The sequence below is a fragment of the Escherichia sp. WS1450 genome (genome assembly GCF_046487395.1).
GTDB classification, from domain to species: Bacteria; Pseudomonadota; Gammaproteobacteria; order Enterobacterales; family Enterobacteriaceae; genus Escherichia; species Escherichia coli.
The window spans coordinates 32,007-54,746 of sequence record NZ_JBJQJO010000002.1 but is presented as its reverse complement, the minus strand read 5'-3'; the positions used below and the strand labels follow the sequence as shown (position 1 = coordinate 54,746).

General features: G+C 37.9%; 17 protein-coding genes, 1 tRNA gene and 1 pseudogene. 12 read left to right on the top strand and 7 right to left on the bottom strand.

Features of this window, described 5'->3' with window-relative positions; all coding sequences use genetic code 11:
* Nucleotides 1-264: 264 nt before the first annotated feature.
* Nucleotides 265-2,517 (bottom strand): alpha-amylase family glycosyl hydrolase, encoded by a 2,253-nt coding sequence (locus ACJHYR_RS02510; protein ID WP_021564506.1) that lies wholly within the window; start codon nucleotides 2,515-2,517, stop codon nucleotides 265-267.
* A gap of 559 nt (nucleotides 2,518-3,076) precedes the next feature.
* On the opposite strand from ACJHYR_RS02510, the gene ACJHYR_RS02505 reads away from it, so the two are divergent.
* From ACJHYR_RS02505 to ACJHYR_RS02450, 12 genes and pseudogenes are all read left to right on the top strand, one after another.
* Nucleotides 3,077-3,152 (top strand) — tRNA-Ile (locus ACJHYR_RS02505).
* 757 nt (nucleotides 3,153-3,909) lie between these two features.
* Nucleotides 3,910-5,364 (top strand): DUF5507 domain-containing protein, encoded by a 1,455-nt coding sequence (locus tag ACJHYR_RS02500; protein WP_059327687.1) that lies wholly within the window; start codon nucleotides 3,910-3,912, stop codon nucleotides 5,362-5,364.
* Between the two features lie 321 nt (nucleotides 5,365-5,685).
* A pseudogene (locus ACJHYR_RS02495) lies at nucleotides 5,686-5,850 on the top strand (recombinase family protein); the annotation flags it as partial.
* 264 nt (nucleotides 5,851-6,114) lie between these two features.
* Complete coding sequence (locus tag ACJHYR_RS02490) at nucleotides 6,115-6,234, top strand: hypothetical protein (protein ID WP_001120794.1); 120 nt, start codon at nucleotides 6,115-6,117, stop codon at nucleotides 6,232-6,234.
* A gap of 64 nt (nucleotides 6,235-6,298) precedes the next feature.
* Nucleotides 6,299-10,873 (top strand): adhesin-like autotransporter YpjA/EhaD, encoded by a 4,575-nt coding sequence (ypjA, locus tag ACJHYR_RS02485; RefSeq protein ID WP_001615343.1) that lies wholly within the window; start codon nucleotides 6,299-6,301, stop codon nucleotides 10,871-10,873.
* A 462-nt stretch (nucleotides 10,874-11,335) separates the two neighbouring features.
* Nucleotides 11,336-12,181, top strand: a complete 846-nt coding sequence (locus ACJHYR_RS02480; RefSeq protein WP_048295361.1) for a DUF6387 family protein — start codon at nucleotides 11,336-11,338, stop codon at nucleotides 12,179-12,181.
* Between the two features lie 256 nt (nucleotides 12,182-12,437).
* The gene (locus ACJHYR_RS02475) at nucleotides 12,438-12,644 is read left to right on the top strand and encodes a helix-turn-helix transcriptional regulator (RefSeq protein ID WP_048295858.1); all 207 of its coding nucleotides are present in this window, start codon (nucleotides 12,438-12,440) and stop codon (nucleotides 12,642-12,644) included.
* A gap of 306 nt (nucleotides 12,645-12,950) precedes the next feature.
* Nucleotides 12,951-14,207, top strand: a complete 1,257-nt coding sequence (locus ACJHYR_RS02470; RefSeq protein ID WP_072837441.1) for a tyrosine-type recombinase/integrase — start codon at nucleotides 12,951-12,953, stop codon at nucleotides 14,205-14,207.
* On the top strand, nucleotides 14,158-15,513 hold the full coding sequence (locus tag ACJHYR_RS02465; RefSeq protein WP_059327689.1) for a tyrosine-type recombinase/integrase: 1,356 nt from the start codon (nucleotides 14,158-14,160) through the stop codon (nucleotides 15,511-15,513). Before ACJHYR_RS02470 ends, ACJHYR_RS02465 begins: the two co-directional genes overlap by 50 nt.
* Entirely contained in the window at nucleotides 15,506-17,167 is a 1,662-nt protein-coding gene (locus tag ACJHYR_RS02460) for a hypothetical protein (protein ID WP_059327690.1), read from the top strand. Before ACJHYR_RS02465 ends, ACJHYR_RS02460 begins: the two co-directional genes overlap by 8 nt.
* Nucleotides 17,148-17,546: a hypothetical protein gene (locus tag ACJHYR_RS02455; protein ID WP_059327691.1), complete on the top strand. Its 399-nt coding sequence runs from the start codon at nucleotides 17,148-17,150 to the stop codon at nucleotides 17,544-17,546. Before ACJHYR_RS02460 ends, ACJHYR_RS02455 begins: the two co-directional genes overlap by 20 nt.
* Before the next feature lie 92 nt (nucleotides 17,547-17,638).
* Nucleotides 17,639-18,067: a hypothetical protein gene (locus ACJHYR_RS02450; protein WP_059327692.1), complete on the top strand. Its 429-nt coding sequence runs from the start codon at nucleotides 17,639-17,641 to the stop codon at nucleotides 18,065-18,067.
* A gap of 53 nt (nucleotides 18,068-18,120) precedes the next feature.
* Here ACJHYR_RS02450 and ACJHYR_RS02445 read toward each other — a convergent pair whose 3' ends face one another.
* The 6 genes from ACJHYR_RS02445 to ACJHYR_RS02420 form a co-directional block, all read right to left on the bottom strand.
* A complete protein-coding gene (locus ACJHYR_RS02445) occupies nucleotides 18,121-18,438 on the bottom strand; it encodes a cell wall-binding protein (RefSeq protein ID WP_072837442.1) in 318 nt (105 codons plus the stop codon).
* Between the two features lie 14 nt (nucleotides 18,439-18,452).
* Nucleotides 18,453-18,731: a hypothetical protein gene (locus tag ACJHYR_RS02440; RefSeq protein ID WP_072262351.1), complete on the bottom strand. Its 279-nt coding sequence runs from the start codon at nucleotides 18,729-18,731 to the stop codon at nucleotides 18,453-18,455.
* A gap of 253 nt (nucleotides 18,732-18,984) precedes the next feature.
* Nucleotides 18,985-20,160 (bottom strand): relaxase/mobilization nuclease domain-containing protein, encoded by a 1,176-nt coding sequence (locus tag ACJHYR_RS02435; RefSeq protein WP_103026233.1) that lies wholly within the window; start codon nucleotides 20,158-20,160, stop codon nucleotides 18,985-18,987.
* Nucleotides 20,129-20,557 carry a hypothetical protein gene (locus ACJHYR_RS02430; RefSeq protein ID WP_059327695.1) on the bottom strand — a complete coding sequence of 143 codons (429 nt, stop codon included), beginning with the start codon at nucleotides 20,555-20,557 and terminating at the stop codon, nucleotides 20,129-20,131. The genes ACJHYR_RS02435 and ACJHYR_RS02430 overlap by 32 nt, the downstream gene beginning before the upstream one ends.
* Nucleotides 20,558-20,822: 265 nt before the next feature.
* Nucleotides 20,823-21,569: a DUF2157 domain-containing protein gene (locus ACJHYR_RS02425; protein ID WP_059327696.1), complete on the bottom strand. Its 747-nt coding sequence runs from the start codon at nucleotides 21,567-21,569 to the stop codon at nucleotides 20,823-20,825.
* A gap of 370 nt (nucleotides 21,570-21,939) precedes the next feature.
* The gene (locus ACJHYR_RS02420; RefSeq protein ID WP_059327697.1) at nucleotides 21,940-22,533 is read right to left on the bottom strand and encodes a hypothetical protein; all 594 of its coding nucleotides are present in this window, start codon (nucleotides 22,531-22,533) and stop codon (nucleotides 21,940-21,942) included.
* Between the last annotated feature and the right edge of the window lie 207 nt (nucleotides 22,534-22,740).

Sequence of the window (22,740 nt, the reverse complement as noted above, 5' to 3'; positions counted from 1 at the left end):
TACATTTCTGAAAAATGCGCACAAATGCGCCATATTGTTTTCTTATTGTGATCAAAAGCAACAAATTGGTAACATTTAACGTAGGGTATTAAGGCAAAGTGAGACAGGAAATGAATAACTAAAGCAACAGGTTAGGGGGGGATTACCATCAGAGAACAGATTATCTGGTCGATAAAAAACGGTAAATGGCTTCACTGCAAAATGACCGTTAGTAAACTAAACATATTATCTGCCCCGTTTTAGCGGGGCAGATATAACATTAAATTACAAATAGAGATAGTTCGGCGGTTCTCCAGTTTTCCCTAAAAGAAGAGCGCTACGCCCAGGAATATTGATATTTAGAGTTCCGCCTCTAAGCGTAAATGCTTTACCAGGGGAGATAATTTTTCGGGTATTATTAATAATAATGTTAACGCTATTACTCCCCATGTTTTTATATATTCCAGGTTGCAATTTGTTAGGCCAGGTACCTTCAACTTCTTCGTTTCCTTTATTTATTATAACTAGTCCATCATGAGGAGAGTGATTAATGTTCACAGAATCCCCACGACTAAAGGCCAGAACGTTTTTAGTTGCAAATACACCCTCAAATGCGCTCCATATTCCTGCTTTATCTATATATAATGCGTGGAATTCATTGTAGAGCTGCTGATAGGTAGAGCAACCTTTATTAAGCCACGCCTCACCGCCGACACGAGTGGACCCATCATCATTTTTAATCTCAGTCGTTGATTTTAATACCTGACCATCCCAGTAAACTAAAGGCCTGCTGAACGGGAGAGCGGCCATATATGCCATTGCTAATTGTTCATCTTGCTGATGGTTAAATAGAAAGTCATTGAAAAGATTACCATTGTTAGGGAAATCGTGGTTGATGTTAATCAATATCCGTCTTTCTGATGGGATGCTTGAGATTGTGGAACCCGGTTTTGATGCAAGGGCTTGGAGATCTCCACCGAATGAAAAGGCTTTTATCGTCTTCATGAGCAATGAAAAATCAATGGCGCTTAAATCATCTCTTTCATAAAGCAGCGATGACATTTGTTGTTCATCTAACGGACAAGTTACCAGGTATTCCATGTAATTCATAACAGCTTTTTTTTGATATTTTGGATTAAATAAATTTGTATTGTGCAACCGCTCATTATAATTTTTAAGCGGTGGGGTTATCGACCTCTCTATTTGTTCATGTTTTGAGTGTTTTGCTGCATCATAACGTAAACCTCGTACGCCATATTTTCGCATTTCACGAACGTATTGATTTTGCAACATAATAACCTGGTCACTTTTGGGTGTTGTTTTAGGCATTCCATTTAAACGCTTTTCTTTTAATGCATGGAGGTTTTCCCATTCATCCTTAGAAATATTATCTTTACTTTCTTCGAAGTCTTTTGCAGTGAGATGTATATCTTCTGGATGGATTTGGTCACGTTCTTTTGTTACTGGATCTATAATAAAGGGAATCAAGACCTGACCTTGCCAATAGCCAGGGATACCACTTTCTATATCTTTACTGATCTTCGCTCGTATATCGGCAGAGGGATAATCCAGATCATTTTTACCACTACCCCCGATTCCCATAAAGTTAAATGTATAATCAGGGATGATATCGATACCAAATTTTTTGGCATCTTTAACCAATGCGATAAAATCCTGCAAATCTCCCATTGGATTATGGATAGTACAAAGATCTTCGGGTTGATAAGCGTGAAACCAGTAACCTTTTTCTTCTTCGGGAGTTTCTGGTCCGTCGGCGCGGAAAGTGGTTACGGGAGGGATTTGTATATACCCATAATGACAACGTGCAAACTCAGATATATTTTTCCTGATTTGCTGATAGGTGGCATTAAAAGCATGAAGAATCGCTTCGCCAGGTTTTTTGGGGGTGATGATTTCACATTGTGATTTCTGAACAGCAGTAAGAGATTTACGCTCAAGTGTTTGCCGTAGATGTTCTGGATTGATTAATATTTTAAATGTTTCTTGCTGGCCGGTAGGTGACGTTACGTTAATATTATATACATCAGCTGCCAGTTCATAGTCAGGAATGTTAATAGCATATGCAACATACTTATCTTTTGGGGACGGTTTGTCAGATATAATGTGAGTAAAATGTTCAGCTGGACCATACTGATGAACACCGCTGTTATCACCTCTTTCAACCATTGTATCTCGTTGATAAACCCATGTTTTTCCTTCTCCTATCCTGTCTGGCGCTGTAATGCTACGCTGTGCTGCTTTATTCAACTCTCGGTAAGTTGTATCTGGAAAAAGGGAAATTTTATAATCGTTTTTTAACAGATCATTAATAACTTTTTCTGCGTGAAAAGTTGATATAATTTCTCTGTCTTTTAAATCCTGAGGATAAACTCCACAAGAATTAATAATATTTGTTATACAGTTTAGATATTCTAATGTATTTAATTTGGAATTTAGATCCCCGTCAGTAATGTTCCATGATAACAATGTGGGGTTGCCGATAGGTAAATTTCTTGGTCCTGGTTTTATAGAAAACATAATAAAGTTCCTCTAATGGTAGAGTAATATGGTGTATACGGAAACATAAAAATGTTTAATTGTTGTGAAAGTAATTGCAAACAGATGTCCTACTTTTATCCAATATTTATATGGAAAAGGATAATGCTTAAATCTGTTTTTTTAATTATCAATGTGGTCTGGAGAGGCAACTGTCAAAAATCGCTCATACGAAACTAATGATTAGCAGAATAAGATCTATGAAAGAATATATTGCTATATGAAGTTTATTTTTATGGGGTGAAAAGTAACAGATATCATAATGATGCGAAAACTCTTCAGCTAATGTAATAAAGTTATATTATTAGATACAAAATCATTACAAACTATCATTGAATCGATGGTAACTATAAATAGTGCTAAGTATTAGCATTTGCTTGTTGACTGAGAGTATCGACTTTGTGAATGGAAGCGGTGTCGGGTTTTATGTCGCAGGTAATGACGACCCAGGATGAATGAGAACGCATAAAAATATGTTATTTACATCATAAGATCATCATGTCTATTGCGTGGTATATAAGTATTGTTATTGCATACTCAAGGCCCTTTAGCTCAGTGGTTAGAGCAGACGACTCATAATCGCCTGGTCGCTGGTTCAAGTCCAGCAAGGGCCACCAAAATCATTATTCACGTATCAGGAAGAGTTAAGGTTACAAGGGGGACTCGATGGCGGTCAATATTTCACGACTAACGCCATTTTAAAGAAGCAGTGCGGTAGGTAGTTTCGAATGAGGGCTGGTGTTTTGGTACGTGGCACGCCACTGCAATGTATTTATCCATCAGTACTCATTCAAAAGTACCTGGAAAAAATGCCCGCTATGCCAAGCGGGCAAATTGCTTACATGTGGAATTAAGTAATTAACGATAAAGCCAGAGTATTATCATTTATCATGCCTCTTCATTTAATCAGGTTAATTACTCAAATCACTGAACTATTCTCTGTTCGCTCACTGATGGTAAGTGAAGTGTCACAACCACGATTTGTATGTGGACCAATGCCGTAGAGTAAGGATGAAATGTCTCTGCCACGCCTTAAACATCTACTACTGACTAGAACCGCCGTCGAATGCAGAAGAGTCTTGTGAGCATTACAGGAGTCTGGCTTTGGTCATTAATCAACGCTATTTAGATATAAATTTCTAACACTCAAAAAACGATTCTCACGAATAAATTATAACGGGTGGTTTTTATCATACAGTGAAATAACCTTTTGCTTATTAAATTTAACATTCTTGTGCTAAATTAATTAAAAGTACCATGTATAGCATATGAAGCTGTTAATGCCAGCAATTGTCTCAAATGAGCGATTTTTTATAGTGACAAACAATAATAACATTAAAAATAGCCATGTAGACATTAACTGAGGAAAAGACAATGTTAGTTAGTAAAAGCAACGAAATTAACACTAGCACATTTATAAATAGTGGAAATTGTAATGAAAGAAAATCTTCTAAATCCATGGAGTTACTAGCTTATAGTATTATAAAATTAATTTGTAAAGAAGCTGCCTCAGGGACGTATAACGGTGCTCTTGAAATTTTACAAAAAATGATGTCTGAATGTAAACATCATGAAGGCAATGCCTTTGTCATTATGGGAGCCGGAGAACAATTAAAACGTATTAAATATGATGCTAATGAAAATAAATTAAAAGTATACAACGTACACTTTGATAATAATCAAGAGTTAGTTGCTGATGGTGAGCCTGACGTAGTATTTTTAAAAAAAACGGTGTGGGAAGATCTTCTCATTAAACTAAAGCTGGAGAACAAAGAAAATGCGGTTTCTGAAACTGACATGTCATCTAATAAAAATAATGTTGATCAGTTTATTGAATGCGCTAAGAGAAATGAACAGACCCTATTCGGCAATATAAGAAAAAGTGATTTTCATGTTGCTTCACTTCAGCCAGGTAGAACGCGTAGTGTTATTTCAGAAACGCCGCCAAATGACTGTATGGAATCACATAATTTATATGAAAACCACACAGATAAGGTTTCAACTGTAACTAAAAATTCTCAGCAAGTTAAAGGTCACTATGGAGATAAGTTGAAAGAAATGCAGTTGTTCCTCAACCAGATGAGCAATGCACTTCAACAGGATTCATCTTTGTTAGAGTCAAAGGAACACACCATAGATATTCAAGAAAAAACGAATAAGTTTGTGCAGCATTTTCAGCGGGTATTATTTGATAAAAATGGAAGGTCATCAGAGTTTCTACTTAATTTTTATGAGTGTTGCTATAAGTTTTTACCAAGAGCGCAGCCTCAAGATAAAATCGATAGCTATAATTCAGCACTGCAAGCTTTTTCCATCTTTTGTTCATCTACGTTGACACATAATAATGTAGGGTTTAATTTCAAATTATTTCCAGAAGTCAAGCTGTCTGGAGGAGAGCTTGAAACGGTATTCAAATACAAAAATGGCAATTTTGTCTGGGAGATAGCCAGAATTAAAATTACTCTCCCAAAAGAAGAGGGTGGTTTATATAATTTACGTGGATTGGATTTTAAGGGATGCTTCTTTTCTGGACAGAACTTCAGTAACTATGATATTCAATATGTGAACTGGGGAACGTCATTGTTTGATCTTGATACTCCGTGTATTTTTAATGCGCCTGCTTACAACAAGAGTAATGAAAAATCATTAAAACGCGTCAGCGAAAACGGTTTAAGTGGAGTCTTGTCTGATCGTAATAATAAAATAAAACTAATCACGGGCGTGGCACCATTCGATGATATTTTATTTATGGATGATGACTTTGATGATAGTTCTTCTGAGGATGATCCCGTTGAGAATAGTCCTGTTGTGAATAGTCCCCTTGTATAAACTTCTAAAAGCAGTTTTCAATGATAAATAAATGGCAATTTTTACAAAGAGATAATAACGTAGATTGAAATAATATGTATTATTGATTGATTAAACGGGATTATTCTTCACACTACATCCATTTTGCTGTCACTACCAAAGAAAAAGGGGCTACGCTTTCACGTAACCCCTTGATTTATTTGGTTGGCTGGCGGTGTCCGTATTTGTGCTGTAATTGATTAAAATATTTCATCTAATGTCTGATTCAACTTTCCTTAGCTGCCTGAAAGTTTTTTGATCTTACCCAGCAACAACAACGTTACGGTGCACCATGCCTGACTGATGAACTGCGTGCTCAGAGTTACCACTTCAGCGCATAACCGTGGCAGCAGACCCGGACAGAACAAACGGCTCAGGACATTATCGGTAGGGGACGTACTGGTAGTATGGAAACTGAACCGACTGGGGCGCAGTATGCGGCATCTTGCCGTGCTGTTGGAGGAGCTGTGAGAACGTGGTATTAACTTTCGTGCTCTGACTCTACCAATATTTGCCCAACAATGAGGGGACGAGAGCTGTAAAAGTAAAACAATCTGCAATCTCAATGTTATTGTGTGATTTTTATGTGAGCAGAAGATATTCATCAGAAACGATTATGTAAATCATTTTATTTTTCCGACGGCTTCAATGTCGAAAGAAAAGAATACGCCGTATTTCCTGAAAAGATTGACTTTTTTATCCAATCATCCTTCAGCACAATGTCTTAAAAAAATGCCTCATTCTTATGCGGAATATCATCATTTCATCATGATGTCTTTGATGAGCGGTGAACACAATACACTTGCGCTGTCTCTTCAGGATGAATCCCCTGGTCTGGTGCCTGTGGGCTGATGTTGCAGCAAAGCTAAGGTCGCTTAAACGCTACTCAGTATTCACTTTTCAGAGGATGAAATTTATGAACAGGACCAGTCCCTATTATTTTCGCCGCTCAGTACTTTCCTTATTGATATCTGCCTTAATATATGCCCAGCCCGGGATGGCGGCCTTCACTACTAATGTTATTGGTGTGGTAAACGATGAGACTGTAGATGGCAACCAACGAGTAGATGAACGAGGTACAACAAATAACACTCATATTATCAACCATGGCCGGCAGGAGGTCTATGGTGGGATATCTAATAGTAGTATTATTGAAACTGGTGGCGAGCAACTAGTATCAATCCATGCCGATATTAACGGGCAAGCTAATAATACAACCATTAATGGAGGCAGACAGTCAATTGAGTACGGAGGAATTTCTACTGGCACGATAATCGAAAGTGGCAATCAATATGTTTATAAAGGTGGTACCAGCAATGACACGACAATTAAGGGCGGTACTTCACGCATAGAGGGGGGGACTGCAAATGGAACAATCATTGATGGTGGAGGCCAGTCAGTATCAACTCAGGGGCATGTTGACGGTACGACGATAAATAAGTCTGGTTATCAGGACATCACGCAAGGAAGTCTGGCGACGAACACAACCATAAATGGTGGGCGACAGTATGTTGAACAGAGCACAGTAGAAACAACCGCCATTAAAAATGGCGGTGAGCAAAGAGTATATGAGAGCCGTGCGCTGGACACGACGATTGAAGGCGGAACTCAGTCTCTGAATAGTAAGTCAACGGCAAAAAATACGCAGATCTATTCTGGTGGTACGCAAATTGTTGATAACACGAGCTCCTCGGATGTTATTGAAGTTTATTCCGGCGGCGTGCTTGATGTTAGAGGTGGTACGGCAACTAATATTACTCAGCACGATGGAGCCGCTTTAAAAGTAACGACTTACGATTTGACGGTGAGCGGTACGAATAGTGAAGGGGCATTCTCCATCCACAATAACGTGGCAGAGAATGTGTTGCTGGAAAACGGTGGTCATTTAGACATAAACGCATATGGTTCGGCAAATAAGACGATTATTAAAGATAAAGGAACAATGTCAGTTTTAACGAATGCTAAAGCTGATGCGACCCGAATAGATAACGGCGGCGTTATGGATGTTGCCGGAAACGCGACAAATACCATAATTAATGGTGGCACACAGAATATTAATAATCATGGTATTGCCACGGGCACCAATATCAACAGCGGAACACAAAATATCAAGAGCGGCGGGAAAGCTGACACGACAAATATCTCCTCCGGAAGCCGGCAGGTTGTTGAGAAAGATGGTACGGCAACTGGCAGCAATATTAGCGCTGGAGGCTCGCTGATTGTCTATACCGGTGGTATTGCACATGGGGTTAACCAGGAGACGGGCAGTGCTTTAATTGCCAACACGGGCGCAGGGACTGATATTGAAGGATACAACAAGCTCTCTCACTTCACTATTACCGGAGGGGAGGCTAATTATGTTGTGCTGGAAAATACCGGCGAACTGACGGTAGTGGCTAAAACCACAGCGAAAAATACTACCGTTGATGCTGGCGGTAAGCTGATTGTCCAGAAGGAGGCTAAAACAGATACCACCAGACTTAATAATGGTGGCGTTCTGGAGGTTCAGGACGGTGGTGAGGCTAAGCATGTTGAGCAACAATCCGGCGGCGCATTAATTGCTTCCACGACCTCCGGAACACTTATCGAAGGAACCAACAGTTATGGTGATGCTTTCTACATCAGGAATTCAGAAGCTAAAAATGTAGTGCTGGAAAACGCTGGCTCATTAACAGTCGTCACTGGTTCCCGGGCAGTTGACACGATTATTAATGCCAACGGCAAAATGGATGTTTATGGAAAAGATGTTGGTACTGTACTTAATAGTGCTGGTACCCAAACAATATATGCCAGTGCCACTTCTGAAAAAGCAAATATCAAAGGTGGCAAGCAAACGGTATATGGTTTAGCCACTGAGGCAAATATCGAAAGTGGTGAACAAATTGTTGATGGTGGGTCAGCAGATAAAACGCACATCAATGGCGGTACGCAAACCGTTCAGAATTATGGTAAGGCGATCAATACCGATATCGTCTCTGGCCTACAACAAATTATGGTAAACGGGACAGCGGAAGGTTCCATTATTAATGGCGGTTCACAGGTAGTTAATGAGGGCGGTCTGGCTGAAAACTCGGTGCTTAATGACGGCGGCACTCTCGATGTGCGGGAGAAAGGCAGCGCAACGGGGATACAGCAAAGTAGCCAGGGCGCGTTGGTGGCAACCACCAGAGCGACGCGGGTCACAGGGACACGCGCTGATGGCGTCGCGTTCAGCATTGAGCAGGATGCGGCGAACAATATCTTGCTGGCAAATGGCGGCGTGTTAACCGTGGAGTCAGACACCACTTCCGCCAAAACACAGGTCAATGCGGGCGGGCGGGAGATCGTCAAAACAAAAGCCACTGCGACAGGCACGACGCTCACCGGCGGCGAACAAATCGTCGAGGGGGTGGCGAATGAGACAACGATTAACGACGGCGGAATACAAACAGTTTCGGCTAACGGTGAGGCAGTAAAAACAACGATTAATGAAGGCGGTACGCTGACAGTCAACGATAATGGCAAAGCGACAGATATCATCCAGAACAGCGGTGCCGCTCTCCAGACGAGCACGGCTAACGGTATTGAAATTAGCGGTACTCACCAGTACGGCACCTTTTCCATTGCCGGCAATTTATCGACCAATGCGTTGCTGGAAAATGGCGGTAATTTATTGGTATTAGCAGGTACCGAAGCCCGCGATTCCAGGGTTGGCAACGGTGGGGCAATGCAAAACCTGGGTCAGGACTTCGCCACAAAGGTTAATTCCGGTGGGCAATATACCCTCGGTCGGTCAAAAGATGAGTTTCAGGCTCTGGCCCGGGCAGAAGATCTCCAGATCGCTGGCGGGACGGCAATCGTCTACGCAGGTACGCTGGCGGATGCATCGGTCAGTGGCGCGACAGGAAGCCTGTCGTTAATGACGCCACGGGATAATGTTACGCCAGTTAAACTTGAAGGGGTGGTCCGGATTACCGATAGCGCGACATTAACTATCGGAAATGGCGTCGATACGACGCTTGCCGACCTGACGGCTGCCAGTCGGGGCAGTGTCTGGCTTAACAGCAATAATTCCTGTGCAGGCACCAGCAACTGCGAATATAGAGTAAACAGTTTACTCCTCAACGACGGTGATGTTTATTTATCAGCACAAACAGCAGCGCCTGCCACAACTAACGGTATCTACAATACGCTGACCACCAGTGAACTTTCCGGCAGCGGTAATTTCTACCTGCATACCAACGTTGCAGGCTCCCGGGGCGATCAACTGATCGTCAACAACAACGCCACTGGCAATTTTAAAATCTTTGTTCAGGATACAGGCGTCAGCCCTCAGTCTGACGACGCGATGACGCTGGTGAAAACAGGGGGAGGGGATGCTTCGTTTACGCTGGGTAATACCGGCGGTTTCGTTGATCTTGGGACCTATGAGTATGTCCTGAAAAGCGATGGCAACAGCAACTGGAACCTGACCAATGATGTCAAACCCAACCCGGACCCCAACCCAAATCCGAAGCCGGATCCAAAACCAGACCCAAAACCGGATCCGAAACCAGACCCGACTCCCGATCCAACACCGACACCCGTCCCTGAGAAACGCATCACGCCTTCTACGGCAGCCGTACTCAATATGGCAGCAACATTACCGTTGGTATTTGATGCTGAGCTAAACAGTATTCGCGAGCGGTTGAACATAATGAAAGCGAGTCCACACAACAATAATGTCTGGGGGGCGACGTATAACACCCGTAATAATGTCACCACCGATGCGGGGGCTGGGTTTGAGCAGACGCTGACCGGAATGACAGTGGGGATCGACAGTCGTAATGATATTCCTGAGGGGATTGCCACGCTGGGCGCTTTTATGGGCTATTCACATTCACATATCGGTTTTGATCGCGGAGGACATGGCAGTGTGGGCAGTTATTCTCTGGGGGGCTATGCCAGCTGGGAACATGAAAGTGGTTTTTATCTGGACGGTGTCGTGAAGCTTAACCGTTTTGAAAGTAACGTAGCCGGTAAAATGAGCAGCGGTGGAGCCGCCAACGGCAGTTATCGCAGCAACGGGCTGGGCGGTCACATTGAAACCGGGATGCGATTTACCGATGGTAACTGGAACCTGACGCCGTATGCATCGTTAACGGGGTTCACCGCTGATAACCCCGAATATCATTTATCCAATGGCATGGAATCGAAATCAGTCGATACTCGCAGTATATATCGCGAACTGGGCGCAACGCTGAGTTACAACATGCGTCTGGGGAACGGTATGGAAATTGAGCCGTGGCTGAAGGCGGCTGTGCGCAAAGAATTTGTCGATGATAACCGGGTGAAAGTGAATAATGACGGTAATTTTGTCAATGATTTGTCGGGCAGACGTGGAATATACCAGGCAGGTATTAAAGCCTCATTCAGCAGTACGTTAAGCGGACATCTCGGGGTGGGGTATAGCCATGGTGCCGGTGTGGAATCCCCGTGGAATGCGGTAGCTGGTGTGAACTGGTCGTTCTGACCATCAACGAAAAAGCCCACATCTGTGGGCTTTCATATCACCAGGAGCCGCGGCTCCTTTGCGTATCCTTTTATGTCTCCTCACCGTCTGGTCGGTGTCTTGCTGAGACTTCTAACTTCCTGTTTTTGTTGGTGTTGTCCTTGCACCGTCCAATCATGATTGGGCTGGCGTCCCTGTAATTAACCATTTATTAAATTGATTTATATGGTTCTTTTAACTATTAATTTTACGTATGGTTCTAAAAAGGAACCATAAATCTTAATGCTATTAGTATGAGTCCTCGCGATGAGCAGATTGTATCAAAAAGATAAAAAATCTTCAGTTCAACTCCCTGTCAGTAACTGAACTCATAGTTAAGGTCCGTTGCGCTTTTCATGTTTGGGTGAATGCGGTAACTTTTCTCAATAGTTCGATTCTATCCGCAGGAAGTTCCCGCATAAGGCAAAGGTAGGAGAATGAAATTTGAAAAATTGGACACCAGAACATACGAAGGACATCAAGTGCTGGTTTAACATTGAGACTTACTGGGGTTTTGAAGAGCTAACCTTGATAAGGTTCTATCATGAGTTGTGGGCCAGAACTATCTTTTTCAAATCATATCGCAGGGATTATGAAAACCAAGCTGCAATGGAATATTTCGAAAAAATTTTCAGCGGTAACCCTTTCTTGATTGAAGAAGAAAGGTTGGGATACATGACTCAGAAGGACAATCTTTTTCAACCTCCACACTTCTTGCTGACTACTACAGATGAAATTGCCCGTTTGAGCATTCTCTCCATGAAAAGGGGTATGTTCTACTGGGATGGTGATTACGGATATGTAGTAAATAAGGAGTTTGAAGAAAAGCCTGTCTCTGAGAGTATGCCTGATGAATTCACACGAACGGTCATGTTCGAAATTGACCTGGCAAGTGGTACAGATGAAGAAATCGCAGAGTCTCTCAAATCTGCACTTCCCCAGTGGCGAAAGTTTAAAGGAATAGAAGAAAACCCGCTTGAATCTGTTCGTTTTGGTTATGGTACCATCAAGAAACTAATCAATTATCGGATCATACCTATGCTGGACATTCTCATATGGGCAAAGATAAAAAAGGTTCGTATTTCCGATGACAGATTATCAAGACTGCTCTACACCGATGAAGACGAAGAAACTGAAATGAGGTTGCCACAGCAAATCAAAGATACTGACAGACCTCTCGCTCTAAAAGCTTCTACTATTGATTTTATCAGGCAATTGCATTTTTTCATGAACAAGAATAGCCATCTAAAAGATGTGAAAGTATCTGACGTAATAAAACTTGTAGATTAGATTAAGATACCGCAAAAGGCATCAGTGATGGTGCCTTTTTTTATAATGTTACATTCTAAATATCATATGTAAAACATAGGGTTATAGCCAAGAGTGTCCTCATGTCAAAAAAAGGAGGAGATTCATGGTGCCTGAATTTCCTCTGTTTCAGTGGATACGAACATCAATAATTTTCGACTCTGGAATCTCTCTCCTTTTTCTCAACAACCGTTTGTATAGTGACTCCATCGAAACGACGAAGCATGAGGAACTTATAATGAATAATCAAACAACCCGTCTTATCCGTCTGCCAGAAGTGCAAAAACGTACTGGATTCAGCAAAGCATGGATTTATAGACTTATCAGCGAAAAGCGTTTTCCTACTCCTATAAAAATTGGTTTACGGGCAGTGGCTTTTGTTGAAAATGAGATAGAAGAATGGATTCAATCAGCAATCGAAGGAAGCAGAATAAAAGTTTCTTAACATAAAGAAACTACTTTATGTAAAAGCAAAATTTAATCTGTATTTGCATATAAAACTAAAAAAGCAAATCTGCCATTTACAATTCAATTTACATATTGAGTACAAATTCTTTTTAATTAATTACTTATGTATTTAAAGTGGAAAGAGTGGAGTCTAATATCCCTCTAGAGGGATATTAGAGCATTTCTCTCACATATACTGATACAAAAGAGATTGATTCAGACTTATGTAAAATAAATTTGTAAATTGCATAATCATTATGCTTTATTTAGTTTCACTTATTATTAATTGTAAATAGGAGAAGCTATGAATTACAAAATAAAAAGAGTAAAAGATGGAAATGGAGTTCGTAACTGCATGATAGTGAATGCTGATACAGGTATCCCATTGGTTTATCCAAATCTATATATGAGTGTAGTATTTCGCATAAAGAACTATTCATTTTCAACAATGGAGTCAATAGCAAATTCTTTGCTATTGTTTGAAAGATACAATACAGAAAAAAAGGTATCTTTGTTTAATTCTTTACATTTAAACTGGGAAGTTCTTGTCTCTGAGAATGGTTATCTGTACAATTTAATGAATTACCTGTCATACAAAAAGAGCCAAGGGAATGTTATTGATATAAATAAGAAAAGGCATATCACAGAAAAATCTTTATACTTTAAGATAGTAACTATAGAGAATTATATTAAATGGTTTATAGATAAAATAACTTTCAATGAGTCTAATAACTATGAATCGATCTGTAGAGCATTTGATTTTATAAAGCCAAGAATTGAAAACGCGAAGAACTACAACATTGAAAACGAAGAAAAAGCATTAAGTAAAGACCAGGAAAATACTTTGCTTAACATAGTGGGTATAGAATCAGCGACGAATCCTTATGCTCCACATGTACGGTTTCGCAATAATCTTATAATTAAGATTCTACTTGAAACTGGTATGAGAGGAGGAGAATTACTCAATCTGAAGATAGCTGATTTTAATTATAAGAAGAAAAATTTATGCATAGTAAGAAGGCCTGACAATAAAGATGAGCCAAGGCTGCGACAGCCTCTTGTCAAGACTTTAGAAAGGCAAATCCCTTTAAGCTTTGAATTAACTGAATTGGTACATGAATACATTAGCACTTTTAGGAGAAAGCAATCTAAAGCAGTTGAGCATGACTATCTACTCGTTACCCATAGTTCTAATGGTAATTTAGGGTATCCATTGACCATTTCAGGTTATCAAAAAATTTTTGAGCAAATAAGGAAAAACAGTAATGAGTTAAGAAATCTCGTAGGTCATGCATTGCGGCACACATGGAATGTTAAATTTTCAGAAATGATGATCTTAAACTGCAATCCTGATAATTATGCATTTTATGAGAAGGTAAGAAATTATCTAATGGGCTGGAAAAATGAAAGTGATACTTCAGATATTTATAATAGAAGATTTATAATTCAAGAAAGTCAAAAAATAATGGCGATCATTAATCCAATAAAACATTTGAATGAGGAGTCTATGAATGTTACCAATTATCAGAAATCTACAAGAAAATCAATATTCGGTTTTTGAAACTAAATACGGTGGTTTCAAAATAACATTTTCAAACCCGAAGTGGAAGATTAATGAAAGTATAATGTTGAATTTAGATTCTCTGAAAATTATGGGTGAGAATTTTATACATGTTAAAACGACCTTGGCTTATTTTGCTATGAATTATAGTGCAAGCTATACAAAGAAAATGTTTTATGCCATGAAGCATTTTCTAAAATTATCAGATAATGTGGAGAGTCTATTTGCATTTAACAATATAAGATTTTATTTTGGCAAGGTTAGCCCATTAGACTATACCCATACTGAATCTATGAAATATTTACTTTTGAAAATGCATACTCTTTTCCCCTCGTTGTTATCTTCTAACTCTGTTGAATTTATTACTGAAATTGAAATTAGCAAAAAATTATCAGGAAAGTATTTAAAAACACATAATTATCAAAAAGGTCCATTTAATGATACTCAAATAAAAAAGATATTAGAGTTAACAGCAAGAGCTTATCAGGTTGAGAGGATTAGTTTATCTAACTATCTTATGCTGCTCCTTTTGATATATACAGGTCGGAGACCGATGCAGATTGCTCAACTTGAGACAGGGGATCTTTTCAAACTCGATGGTGTTTTTTATATCAATATTCCAAAAGTTAAACAAAGAGGAGCTTATAGAAAGCAGTTTAGTAAAGTACAAATCCCCCAAAACCTTTTTGAAAACCTAACTTATCTCATTAATGCAGTGAAATCTATTGTAAGTGAAACACTAAATACTAAATTAAATGAAAAACAAAAAAACAAGCTCCCTATTTTTTTGAATACATATCATTTCAAAAACAACACAGTAAGTTTGGACATGATTGAAAATGGAGAGTTAAAACTGTCTTCATATCAGGTAACTACAAAAATCAGAAGAACAATAAATCGTTCAATCGGGAAACTCCAAATTGATTTTGGAGAGATTAACTCAAGAAGATTTAGATACACATTAGGGACAAAAGCAGCCCAGATGGGTTATAGCCCATCATTGATAGCTAATATTCTTGATCATAGCTCAACCAGTTCTGTAATGAGTTATGTACACAACACTGCTGAAAACAGCAGAAAAATTAATGAAGCAATGAATGAGTTTATAAAACCAATAGCAAAAAAATTTACAGAAAAAAACTCGGCAGAAAGAGAGTTGGTTGTTTTAAAAGATCTTATAGATAAGTACTTTTTTGCATCTGAATGTGAATCGATATCTTTTGATAGTGCAATAAACTTACTAATAAAAGATGGCATTGATAGTCTCTTCAATGACTTGATAAATTACGAGGTGATAAATGAATAATAATTATGAAGATAACGTTTATAAATTTATTTCTGAAAATAAAAAAATTTCTAACAATAAAGATTTCAAATGGGAAAATCCAAGTTGGGGGAGGGGGATAACTTTTTATAGTGAAATAAAAGCTAATAAGAGTAATGAAAAAAAGAGGCTTATGAATAAAAATATTATAGAATTTGCCAAAGCTTATATATGGAATAAATTTTTTTATGATTTGCCTAAGGCTCTAAGGAACATAAGATTACTGAGAGTATTAGAAGTCGCTCTTTTACGAGTGAATAAAGAGGCTAATATTTATGATATAAATCATAAAATTTTAGATGAAGCCATAATTATTGCATATGAAAATTTTGCAGAGTCAACTGTTTATAGAATTTACTCTGACTTAATATCATTTTGTTCATTTATGTCAAAAAGGAATATGTTACCTCCATGGATCGTTCGCTGGTCTTATCCATTTAAAAGAAATGAGATAAATAAAAGTAAACAAATAGGCTCAATCGACTCGTTATCAGAACAAGAGCAAATAAAACTACCAGACGAAAGGGTTATAGATTTTGTAGGGGGAATTTTTACTTCAGAACCTATCAACACAAGAGATATCTTTATATCTTCAATTTTTGCCTTGCTCTTATGTGCTCCATCAAGAATAACTGAAATTATGCTTTTAGAAGATGATTGCGAAGTTGTAGTCAAAGATATGAAGGGCATACCCAGATATGGGCTGCGATTTTATTCATTAAAAGGTTATGGGTATAACACAAAATGGATACCAGAATCAATGGTTCCGATAGCAAAGGAAGCTATCGTGCGATTACGAAAACTTACTAATAATGCAAGGGTTGTATCTAATCTCTTACAGAGTGGGGAGGACTATCTGTATAGTTGGTTAAATAAAAGTGCATTTGAAATTTTGACAATTAAGGATCTCAATAAGCTTGGTTTTGTTATAAATAAAGAAGATATTTCAAAGGAGAATGAAATATTCCTGTCAAGTGTTGAAAGTGGTGTTATTAGCATCAAAGCATTCTGGGTTTATCTGTTGCGGAAAAAATCTGAATTGAAAGCTACGAGCGAACGAGACAACCGCATTACACATAGAAATTTATTAGCAATAAATAAAGATCAACTAAATTCAATAAAAGGTACTGACATTTTCACTTCATTGAATGCCATTTCCAATGATTTCAGATCTGATTTTAGCATTCGCAATGTTAATAATATATTCAGAAGACATGCCAACTCTAACATTGATAGTGCCAATCTCCGTTTTCACAGTCATCAAATAAGGCATTTGCTTAACACTATGGCTCAACGGAGTGCATTGTCTCAGGTGCAAATAGCTCACTGGTCAGGGAGAAGAAATATTAAGGATAATGTTGTGTATGATCATATGTCTCACGATGAATTAACTGAACTATCAAGAAAGGTTTTGAATACTCATGTTAATAAAGGCAGTTCAATCTCGAATCAGAAAAAAAGTATTGATTCTGATTTTAGAATAAATCTTGAAAGTAAATTTAAAGAACTTGAAAAGAAGATTTTAGATTTAGACTTTTCAGGGCAAGAAAAAATATCTGAAAAAATAAAAACATTTAGATTAATGTTAGAAAATATAATCAAAAAGGAGAAGCAAAATGGCAAAGAAGTTTTATGATAAAGAAATAAAATCTATTGTTAAAATTATTGAAAACTGGGAAAGGCCAAATTTTACATGGGATGCTGTATGTTTGGCTTGTAAAAAAATATTAGGTAAAGTTCCAACCAGACAAGCACTGAGTCAACATACTGAGATTGTCGTAGCATACAAAACAAGAAAGAGGGCTGGTTCTGTAAAACCTCAAAACAGAAAATTGCCAGGAAGTTTAAGTCTTGCTGCAAGTAGAATTGAAAGGCTCGAAAATGAAAATAATGCATTAAAACATGAGAATAATAATTTATTGTTAATGATAAAGAAAATGCATGAGAATGCTTACCGGCATAATATACTTGTCTCAATTCTCGAAGAAGAAATAACGCATAGAGGAAGAAAATAACCAATTGATAGGTTTTACCTATTGACAGGTGGTATTAATATGGTATTTGTATATGCAGTCAGGAAGACAAAAACTTTGCAAGGATGCAATTTATGGACAAAAACAATTTTAATTCAGTAACGACACTTGAAGAACAGCTTGTTGTCATCGTAGATAAGTATATCTCGAAACGATACCAGCCCGGAGATAAAAGTTTCTCTAATCAACTCTACTTGGTGTTCGTTGGCTATCACTTAAAGTATTTCTACCCCAGGCGGTTATATACACGTTCTAATAGAAACATAGACAACATCATGACGATGTTTAGTTCTGTGTATAAATGCCTTACAAGTAATCTGTTGCGACAGTTATACAATAAAGAAGCTGTTCTTCGTGAACTAAACTCTCTTGTTAACTACATAGATAGCAATCAAGAAAGAGCGGAAGAGATCTACGCAACATTTAAAGCTCAATATGAAATGAGAGTCATAGAGAAAGAAATAATTCATGAGATCATTTGTGTTAATCGTGTTAGATTGTAGACAATAAAAAGCCCCTAACGGTAGGGGATTTAAAAACAGATAGTTTTTAATTTTTATTGTTGTATCTCTTTCCAGACACCATCAGATTTCACTAATTTAACTGGTTTTGTTTGTTTCATATTGCTAATAGAAGCATCTACTATACAGTTGTAAACATTATTGGCTTCTTCGGAACAGCTAACTTTTTTAACATAATCGATTTTTAAAAGGTCTTTTTCTGACACTCTTGAATCAAAATCTTTCATTCTGGCATTTGTTTTATCTACAACACTCTTAAATGCATTGTAGATATCATCTTGACTGGGTTCGCTATTACATGCGGTTAATAGGAAAGTAGAAAGAATGATGGTAAGAATAGTACATGTTTTCATTTTAAATCCCTTTATTAATGTTGGTGTGTGAAAACTACTTTGTGTGCAAATTTCTTGCGTAAATAGAATCTTAAAGAAATTGCTAATGCAAAATAGATTACGACGGTTAATATAAAATTTTGACTAATAGCGAATATGAAGAAAGCAATTGCTAACAGCACAATTCCTATCAGTACAGCTAACCAAGCTGAAATGGCTCCATATGCAATAGATGAATGACACCCTGTACAGATACGAACCCCAAAAGGACTCTCTTTGAAGCAAAATGGACACTTTATTGTTTCGTTATTCATACAAACTCCGTTTATTAAACAGGTTCCTGAGACTGCAAATTGTTTAAAAATTATCAGGCTCTTTTGAGGGATTTTCGATGGCTGGCTGGCTAAAGTAAAATCACTTGTACCGATCGATGATTGCTCCTTGATAGCTTGTGACTATCATAACTAGATTATCGATATGTATTAACGATCAATATTTTCTTGACTAAATGCAAATTTATTACTAAGGAATAGAGTGTAGTTACGGAGGCTATTTGTAAATGGCTGTCTATAAACGAATTTTTCTTGCAGGTTTTAGATGATGTGTTGAATAGACTTCTGAGAAGTTTGTAGGGGTCTTATGAAGAATGCTCTTCCCATAGCTTCTGAGAAGCTCTATGAACCTTCTTAAAAATGGAATCCAGCCACTAAGCCTGGAGTGTTTTTGCCTTTGTACTGCATTTTTTTGAAGAATCTTTTCTATGATTTCGTTTCGTTTGTCTTTTCTGAGCCGCAATTCCAGTTCTGCAATTTTTCCACCTATACTTTCCTTTCTCTCAGAGGTTTTCAAAACTGTTACGGGAGCGGGAGCGGGAGCGGGAGCGGGAGCGGGAGCAGGAGCAGGGGGTTCTTCTGGTGGTATGCCGGTTCGCAGAGCTTCTAGATGGTCTGGGTTGTAGTTGAGCCTGTTACTAAGATTTGCCCAACTGTAGCTCTTGCCCAATTGCGAAGCTTTGAAAGCTATATCGCGGTAGGAAAAAGAGAACCCGTTCATTTTCCCGGTAGAAGCGACATTCGCTGTCCATGATACTTCCGCTTCTTCCAGTCGTTTTGTGAAAGTGAAAAGGTCCGGCTTATCAGATAAATTTTTATCAAGTATCTGCTGCAGAGCTTCTCTTGGTGAAAGCACCCCAGTTCGTTCCGATAGCATTTGTTCGTTGCGAGAGATTCTTTTCCGCTTCGGTTGTGTATTTGAGAGGGATGGTACTGTCTTGGTCACTTTGGTCACTGTCAGACCGTGAGCCATTTCGAGTTCACTAATGATCCGTGTGCTTATAAGGTTTTCGTTCCTACCCAAGTAGAGCTTTCCACCGGCTATGTCGATTCTGCTGGCGATAATGTGTATGTGCTGACCAGCCGAATCGTCATGAAGCACATAGCAACGGAGATGGGTATCACCGAATCCCATTCTCCTCATATAGTCATCTGCGATGCTGGACCATTGTTCAGCCGTTAGTGATTCACCGTTGGGTAAGCGAAGCGAGTTGTGCCAAACTGGTTTTGCGACATCCTGGCGAAGATGCTTGGTGCTATCGAATTCAGCGATCAGTTCAAGGGCTGAATCACCTAACATGTTCCCGCCAATGACTACTGGATCACTTTTGTGGTGTGCTCCCGGTTTCAATGCATAATGAACAACACCTGAGAAGTTCTTACCCCTGCGAATCTTCCGCATACCCTTCATTCGGGAGGCTCCATATACCGCCACTTAAAAGATTCGTGCGAAGCTCTTCAAGTTGTCGCTTCACAGCGAACAATTCGGTATGAGTAAGCTGACTGTCTTTGCTTTTACAATCTATATGGGTCGAAATTCGATTTAGCTTTTGCGATATATCAGTTAAAGCTTTCCAGGCTTTGATATTAATCGCGGGTATAGCCGGAGGTAACCTTTGAAGGGAAACCATACGAAGCCACTCTCCTTTCGAATAATGCTCCCTCAATGTATTAAGCTTGACCAATTCAGCATTGTTAAGACGAACACTAACACAATGAATTCGTAATTCCTGTGGTAGTAACTTACACTTTGATATTGAATGTTTTGCATTCTGAGTGTTCAAAAACTGCGATTGTTTATTTGCCATATAAACTCCTTTTATATGCCATCCTTTTAATGTAATTAACTAACCTTCTCTCTTGTTATAGTAAATAATCATTGCTTGTCAATGTTAAGCGTGGTTTAGTATTTCTGTTTTCCGTATTAAATAAGAGTGGACGACTAATTGAAAAATAGGTTAATTAGTTAATGTGATGAATCCAAATCATAAAAAAAGTGGAGGTAAATATCTCAGCAAACTGTAAGCCTCAGTTTCTTCATTAAAAAAAGGGCCAAAAGGCCCCTTTTTAAAATTAGTTCCATTCAAAATGGAATACATATCCATTTAATGTTAAAAAAATCATTGCCAAGATTAGAGTTATGATTCCGCCATTACCAAGGGCTTGAACTCGGAATAAATTAGTTAATTTAAGGCTTGCAAACCAAAAACCAGACTCATTTTTGTTAGCTAAGGCGTATGATAATTCTCTGAATGCGGCGAAGATTATCAATATTATTGATACACCAATCAAGATACTCGAAGATATCAACGACAAAGAAAGGTTTTTGCCATATTCGTTTAATCCGTTCCAAAAACCTGAAACTGATACGGCTTGTTTCGATAAGTCTATAATTTCTTGTGGAACACTTATATTCAAATATTCATTTAATAAAAAAACAGAACCTCCAGCTAAGACTATGAAAAAAAATCTGACAACATCTGTCGTTTCAATCTCTTCCCTAAGAACCAAAGCTATAATCCCAATTATTGATAATACAGGAGAGAATAAAGCACCTGTTTTTAAAATGGGATATATTTCTTGATAATGGGTGAAGAATGACCAGATAACAAATCCTATTCCTACAGTTAAAATGGCCGCTCCCGCCATAAAAGCACCTACATCACCATCACCATTAGAATTTTGCTTTGTATAATGATTGTTAATGGTTCGATTATTTATGACTTGAGTATTCTGAACATTGAATCCACCACTGTTGCTTTGGCTGACATTAGTATTTTCGGTATTGTTTTTGATATTAAAATCCGCAAATTTTCCCATTTTTTATTCCATTCAAAACGAAGAAGTAATAATTTTACATCGATTGATTTGTAGATCATAGAAGTTTCGTATTGGCATACGAAAGTTATCTTTCCATGTGGCAATTAATTACATCCTAATTAAAAGAGTAATTCGAAAATTAATATCCCAGGTTTTAAATCATTCTTTTTCAATCAGAGAGCAGAAAAAGCAAGGCAACTTAGAGAAGCGGAGCATCTCTGAGTTAGCTCTTGCTTTTCTTTAATATTTGACAATTTAGAATTATGAAGTATATATTTTATAAAAGAGGTTAATTATATGAAGAATAATTTTTTGTTCATAATTATGGTTATTGCTATGGTAGCTACTTTTGTTTTGTCCTTAGTGATTATTATGGTTCCAACAAAACTGATTGCGATATCAATACTTTTTTCGTGCGTTGTTGTTGTGGTTCTCGGTTGCGTTTATTATAAACACTGAATGACTGCTCTGTGGTAATTCTTAATGATTGCTTTTCAGTAATTATTATTGGTGTGACAATTATTCTTATTTTGTCCTTTTCCTTCTCTTGTGGTTTTTTCTTTCTAAGTGATGAAATACATTCAGTTGCACAAATCAAAGTCTTTAAATAAGTACAGGTCAATATTATTATCCATGAAATTATAAATGGATCTGCTTCTTGAGAAAATGATACAATTTTTTTCAAAAAGCCAATTTCAATGTTATTTCCTGCATATGCTATGGCTTTAAAAGATGCTATTAGATAAAGTAAGGTATCATTAAATTCTTTAAGAAATTTAGCGTTTTTCTTTGAAAGAGCTTTGTAAGCAATGGATGCAAAAGTTAATGGTATTAAAGCAAGTGCATATAAAATAGGTTCCTTAAAGGAGAGGAACACTATAAATGTCATGTAGCAAATAAAAATAACTATAGCTGTATATTTAGAGTTGCTAATTATGTTAAGTATTTTAAGCGCTTTTTCCACAACAATAGCCCTTTTTGTTCAATTGAAAATAGTTGTTTATGTATTGTAAGCGAAATCTAAGTGAGGATGTGAAACTGCCATATATAAACTAATTTATAAAGGCTTGATTTACTATGATACAGCGATCGACACACTAAGTGAAAAATAAATATTTTATAGTTAACATATTGATGTTTATATTTACTATCATTTTCTTTATCTTCTGTC